The organism is Streptomyces sp. NPDC057638, assembly GCF_042800315.1.
GTDB lineage: Bacteria > Actinomycetota > Actinomycetes > Streptomycetales > Streptomycetaceae > Streptomyces.
Genome location: NZ_JBHVHF010000430.1, coordinates 1 through 5,198, shown reverse-complemented (window position 1 = coordinate 5,198; position 5,198 = coordinate 1). Strand labels below are relative to the sequence as shown.

6 protein-coding genes are annotated in these 5,198 nt (G+C 74.4%); 2 read left to right on the top strand and 4 right to left on the bottom strand.

What is annotated here, in order from left to right:
* Positions 1 to 150 precede the first annotated feature (150 nt).
* Complete coding sequence (locus tag ACFVIM_RS32585; RefSeq protein ID WP_384309214.1) at positions 151 to 810, bottom strand: lambda-exonuclease family protein; 660 nt, start codon at positions 808 to 810, stop codon at positions 151 to 153.
* A gap of 197 nt (positions 811 to 1,007) precedes the next feature.
* The gene (locus tag ACFVIM_RS32580) at positions 1,008 to 2,261 is read right to left on the bottom strand and encodes a transposase (protein ID WP_384309217.1); all 1,254 of its coding nucleotides are present in this window, start codon (positions 2,259 to 2,261) and stop codon (positions 1,008 to 1,010) included.
* A 153-nt stretch (positions 2,262 to 2,414) separates the two neighbouring features.
* On the opposite strand from ACFVIM_RS32580, the gene ACFVIM_RS32575 reads away from it, so the two are divergent.
* Together ACFVIM_RS32575 and ACFVIM_RS32570 are read left to right on the top strand one after the other, a co-directional pair.
* On the top strand, positions 2,415 to 2,783 hold the full coding sequence (locus tag ACFVIM_RS32575; RefSeq protein ID WP_384309211.1) for a hypothetical protein: 369 nt from the start codon (positions 2,415 to 2,417) through the stop codon (positions 2,781 to 2,783).
* A gap of 147 nt (positions 2,784 to 2,930) precedes the next feature.
* The gene (locus tag ACFVIM_RS32570; RefSeq protein WP_384309209.1) at positions 2,931 to 3,881 is read left to right on the top strand and encodes a hypothetical protein; all 951 of its coding nucleotides are present in this window, start codon (positions 2,931 to 2,933) and stop codon (positions 3,879 to 3,881) included.
* Between the two features lie 138 nt (positions 3,882 to 4,019).
* Here ACFVIM_RS32570 and ACFVIM_RS32565 read toward each other — a convergent pair whose 3' ends face one another.
* On the bottom strand, positions 4,020 to 4,505 hold the full coding sequence (locus tag ACFVIM_RS32565) for a hypothetical protein (RefSeq protein ID WP_384309206.1): 486 nt from the start codon (positions 4,503 to 4,505) through the stop codon (positions 4,020 to 4,022).
* A 240-nt stretch (positions 4,506 to 4,745) separates the two neighbouring features.
* Positions 4,746 to 5,021 carry a hypothetical protein gene (locus ACFVIM_RS32560; RefSeq protein WP_384309203.1) on the bottom strand — a complete coding sequence of 92 codons (276 nt, stop codon included), beginning with the start codon at positions 5,019 to 5,021 and terminating at the stop codon, positions 4,746 to 4,748.
* Positions 5,022 to 5,198 lie beyond the last annotated feature (177 nt).

The following is a 5,198-nucleotide window of genomic DNA, read 5'->3' as shown; positions in this document are numbered from 1 at the left end:
GGCGTAGACGGCGCGCCCCGCAGGCGCGCCGTCCGTGATGATCGCGATCCACGGTTCCGGGTCGTCCCGCTCGACCTCGACCTCCATCCCGTCGTACGGACCCCCGTACAGGGTCACGGTGATGTCGCCGGGCCGGCCGTTCACGGCCTTTCACGCCCCCGGGCGGCTGGGCTCCGGCTCGCCGGCCTTGACCTCGGCGAGGAAGGCTTCGGCCTCGGCCCGCGCGGCCGCCGCCTCCAGGGGCACATGGGCGATCCGGTACTCCCGGTACTCGCGGCAGGTCTCCTCGTCGCCGATCCGGAGTCCGACGTAGGCGAGCGGGATCGACAACGTGTCCATCTGCCAGAGGACCTGGGCCCGGCAGTGGGCGGGGATCTGGTCGGTGCCGTCCGGGCCCCAGCCCTCGCCGGTGGGGTCCGTCTTGATCTCCAGCAGGGCGAGGATCCTGCGCGCCGGGGACAGAAGGATGCGGTCGGGGGAGGCGAACTGCCAGTGCCGCTGGATGTGCTGCCACATCCCGGTGGCGACCACGGTGAACTCCGGGTGCCGCCGGGCGAACATGCGGGCGACGTCGGGCTCCAGACGCAGGCCCAGGGCGGCGAGCTCGGCGTTCCGCGGCGGGAGAGGGGCCGGCGGGGCGCCGCGTTTGCGCGCGAGGAGCGCTTCGCGCGTCTCGAAGGGCGACAATCCCAGCACGGAGGCGATCTCGCTCGCCGCCACCCCGGAGCGCCGTACCGCGTGCCACCCGGGGCTCCCCGGGGGCAGGTTGCTGTGCAGGACGGCGGTCGGGGCGTGCAGGACGGCGGTCATGATGCTCCTCAACGGGGTTGGGTGTGGTCGGTGGCGGGCGGGCGGCGTGTGGGGCTGCCGTTCCCACGTGGGGGCTCTCGGGCCCGGGATGTTCACGGGCATGTCCCGGCCGCCCGCCCGCGGGCCGCTCCTGGCGCCGGGAGCGGAAGAACCGCCCGGACCGTCGTCCGGGCGGCACCAGCGGCCCCGGCCACCTCTCAGGGCAGGGGGAGCCTCACCTGCGCCTCGCCCCCGGTGCGGGGGTGCTGCCTCGGCCAGGCCGCGGCCTCGTCGTACAGCACGCCGTGCCGCAGGCAGTGGTACAGGGAGGAGGCGATCCGCACTCCCATGTTCCGGATCGTCGTCGCGTGGTCCGCGCCCCGCTCGCGCCGCGTCCGGTAGTACGCCTTCGCGCCGGGGGAGTGGGAGGTCATGCAGAACGCCGCCTGGAACAGCGCCGAGCGCAGGAGTTGGTTCGCCGAGCGGCGCATCGCCACCCGGCTGAAGGTGCCCGAAGCCCAGGTCACCGGTACCACCCCGGCGTAGGCGCACAGGGCCCGCGCGGACGCGAACCGCTCCAGCCGGTCGCCGATCTCGCCGAGCAGCTGCCCGCCGACGACGTCCCCGATCCCGGGGAACGAGGCCACGGTCCGCGCCCAGGGGTGTGCGCGGAACCGCAGGGCGAGCTCGGCCTTCAGGGCGGCCGCCCGCTCGCACGCCGCGGTCAGCGCCCCCAGCAGCGAGAGCATCTCCAGTGCGCGGGCTTCCTCCACGTCCGGGTGCGTCAGCAGCGCCGGCCGCCGGAAGTGGAGTCGGAGGCGGTGCGCCTCGTCGTCCACCGTGCGCCATCGTCCTGCGGCCTCCAGCGCGCGGGCGTAGGCGGCGCGGTCCAGCGCCGCGGCCCGGCGGGGGGAAGGGGCGGCCGTCAGGACCGCGCGGGCCTGCGGGTGGCGCAGGCCGAGCTTCGGCCACGCGGTGACCGCCGCCCGGAAGTAGGCCGAGAGCACGGCCCGGAGCTGGTGCATGAGCCGCGCGCGGGCGGACACCGCGTGGGTGTACGCGTGGGCCACCACCTTCAGGCCCCGGATCTGCGGGGAGGGGAGCACGATCCGGGGTAAGGACCCGGCTCCGGTGCGGAGCATGTCGGCCAGCAGGTACGCGTCCGCCCGGTCGGACTTGATGCTGTCCAGGGTGGCGGCCTTCCGCGCCCGGGCGGCCAGCGTGGCGTCGACGTGGACCACCGGCATCCCGCGGTCGGCCAGACCCTCCACGAACAGAAGATGGGGATCTTCGATCGCGGTGGGGATCGTCCGCCACCTGGTGCGGTTGTGGGCCCGCAGGAAGGCGAGGTAGTCGGAGACCGGGTCCGAGGTGTCCTCGTACACGATCCGCACATGCCCGAGCCGGCGGCCGTCCCGGCGGACCACGGCGCAGTCCAGCCAGCCATCGGCCCAGTCCACCCCGGCGAACATCGTCGCCACGCCCGCCCCCCAGCGTCGCCACGGGGGCCACCCCCGAATGGAAAACAAACGTACCACCCGTGGGGCGGTCCCCCGCGGCCCCCCGCCCTCCTCGGACAATTGGGTCACTGGTCAACTGCGGATCTTGACTGAGGACGGCCCAGCGTGCGCAAAAAGAAGGACCTACCGCCCGTCTCGTTCCTGGAGGAGGGCGAGTGGCCCACCGGTCGACTCGCCGCCGACGCGCCCGCCACCGCGCGCCTCGGCCAGATCCTTGCCGCCCGCCTCGCCAGGGCGCTCGCCGACCAGGGCCTGAGTGCGCGCGCCATCGGCGAGCGGGCCCGCTGCACCCACCCCACCATCGCGCGGATCCTGGACGGCACCGGATCGCCGGACGCCCAGACGGTCCTCCACCTGGAGATCGCCCTCCAGCGGCACCTGTGGCCGTCGGATCTCCACGAGGGCCTCACCCTCCCCCCGGCGCCGGAACGCGACACCGCGGCCGGCCAGAAAGGCCACCAAACGCAGGCGTGACCGGACCGGCCGGGCCCCGGCCGCCGCGGAGCGGGCACCGGAACGGCCCGGACCGCAAATCGTGACATGCCCCGGGCGTGACGATCGGGACGGCCCTCCGCTATAACGTAACGGCAGGGGCTGGTAACGATTCATGCGAGGGGTGCGATGCCGGTGGACGGGGTCTGTGCCGGGCCGGAGTGCCGACGGCCGATCGTTAACGCGCCCGGCGGGCGCGCGAAGCGGTTCTGCGGAGCCACCTGCCGGATGCGGGCCCGCCGCGTCAGGGCCAGACCCTCGGCGGACGCCCTGCGGTCGGAGGCCTTGGCCGCGCTGCGCGAGGTCGCGCCCGCGGCGGACGAGGCTGCCGTCGAGGCAGCGGACGAGGCCCGGCTCGCGGCGATCCGGACGAAGGCGCGAGCGGCCAGGGCGGCGATCCGGGCGCTGGCCGCCGAACTCGGGCACGATCCCGACGCCATGGCGCTCACCCTCCCCGTGGGCCCCGCCCGGACAACGCTCCCCACCCCAGCCCCGGTGCCGGTGCCGGTTCCGTCGGCGGAGCTGGCGATGATCGAGCCGGAGATCGTGGAAGGGGAGATCGAGCCCGCCTTCGACTTCGGTGAGGAGGGGCGGATCCGGCGGCTCGTGCGCCGCTACGAGGAGGAGGGCCCGCTCCCGCTGCCCCCGTACACCGAGTGCCCGCAGTGCGGCCTGACCGGCCCCGCCGGATCCGTCACCGCACCGCTGCTCCCGGACGGCGCCGCCGGCTGGCCGGCCGAGATCCGGTGCGTCTTCTGCTCGTCCCGGTACCGGATCGGAGCCCACGACGTCGCCGAGCCCGACCGGACCGAGGAATGCTCCCGCTGCCACAAGCCGGTGCCCCACCCCGCGGGCGCCTCCCTGATCGAGTGCCCCTGCTGCCGCCTCCAGTTGCCCGGCCCGGCCGACCAGGACCCCGTCCTGCACGAGCGGCGCCGCCAAGCCGAGACCAGCACCATCCGCCGGCAGCAGGACCGCCTGCGCCAGGCGAAGGAACGCAACCCGGAACGGGCGGCCCGGCTCGCGGGTCCGATCCGGGCCGAGGCCGTACGGCTCGACCGCGCGCCGGAAGCCCCATAGGAACGGACCGGGAGCGTACGGCTCCGTTCTTCGGACGGGCGCGCGCTCCCGGCGGGAGTCCCGGGGGAAGAGGATGGATGCCGTGGGGGTGCGCGGGTTTTCGGCGCGGTGAGCACGGAAGGGCCGAGCCCCCCGGGACTAGCTCTGCGCCTCCGCTGTCCAGCGCTTGACGATGCGCGGCGGGGAGAACGGGGCCGGCCAGATCTGGAGCCGGACCTCCTCCATCGCTTCGGGCCCCTCTTCCGACTCGGACCAGCGGACAGCTTGGGCGAGGTTCCGGCGCGAGGCCCGGACGCGGGTCCAGCCGGCGGCCACGTCGACCCGGGCCGCGTCGGGCAGGTAATCGGTGCAGCCCATCATGACGAGCCGTCCCGAAGGGGCGTGGAGACTCGCCTCCACGACGTGGTCGAAGTCTGCGCTGTCGTCGTCCGGCCGACGGGCGAGGACGCGGACGCCGACCGCCACGGTGTCGTTGACCGCCGTGCCGATGGCCAGGGCGTCTTCGAGGACGGCGAGCCCGTCCAGGACGCTCTGGCTGTTCCACACGCCGCCGAAGTCGCCTTCGGACCCCTCGTCCAGGACATGCAGCTGGAAGTAGTCCGCGAAGAGCTCAAAGGTTGTCACCAGGGCATCATCCCCGCCGCCCGGCACAGACAGCGCGGCGGGGTGAGGCCACTCCCGGGCCGCGTCCTGCGGCCCGGAGCCCATCCCGGACCTCACAGCCCCTGGCACGCGGCCGCTGGTGCTCCGCCGGCACCTGACGCGAGGTAAGGGTGAAGACCGGGGAACGGCAGGCGTGATCATTCCGAAGCCCTGGATTCGAAGGCGGCGGCGCGGGGTCGTGTCTTCGAATACGGGGCGGTGTCAGCTCTCGTCGTGGATGGTGAGGCCGTCGCTCTCGGTCCAGGTCCGCAGCCGCTCCCGGCGACCGTCGGAGCGTTCCCGCCACAGCACCACGGCAGTGCCGGGCACGCTCCCGTGGGATCCGATGAATCCAGCGAGCTTCTCCAGGGCGGTCGCGCGGTCCGACCAGGTGCCCTCGACGGCCGGGCCTCCGTCGCGGAACGTGAGGACGACGTGGAACTGCTCGCCCTCCTCCTCGGCTCCCGCCGGGAGGCCGCCGGTCCTCTTCCCGGTCACCGGCGGGGCTCGTCCCCGGAGGCGATGGCGGCGTCCGGCGCGGTGCCAGCGGGGTACGGGGTGCCCATCAGGCTCCCTCTCTCCACCCCCGGGTTGATCTGTCCCGTCCGGAGCGTAGGACAGCGTCCCGGCGCCCTGGACCACCGACGCACCCGGGACCGGCGGGCGGGGTGGCCC

Excerpts from the sequence above, each read along its gene's own strand:
- ACFVIM_RS32585 (WP_384309214.1), bottom strand. The coding sequence starts at position 810 with ATGACCGCCGTCCTGCACGCCCCGACCGCCGTCCTGCACAGCAACCTG.
- ACFVIM_RS32580 (WP_384309217.1), bottom strand. The coding sequence starts at position 2,261 with ATGTTCGCCGGGGTGGACTGGGCCGATGGCTGGCTGGACTGCGCCGTG.
- ACFVIM_RS32570 (WP_384309209.1), top strand. The coding sequence starts at position 2,931 with ATGCCGGTGGACGGGGTCTGTGCCGGGCCGGAGTGCCGACGGCCGATC.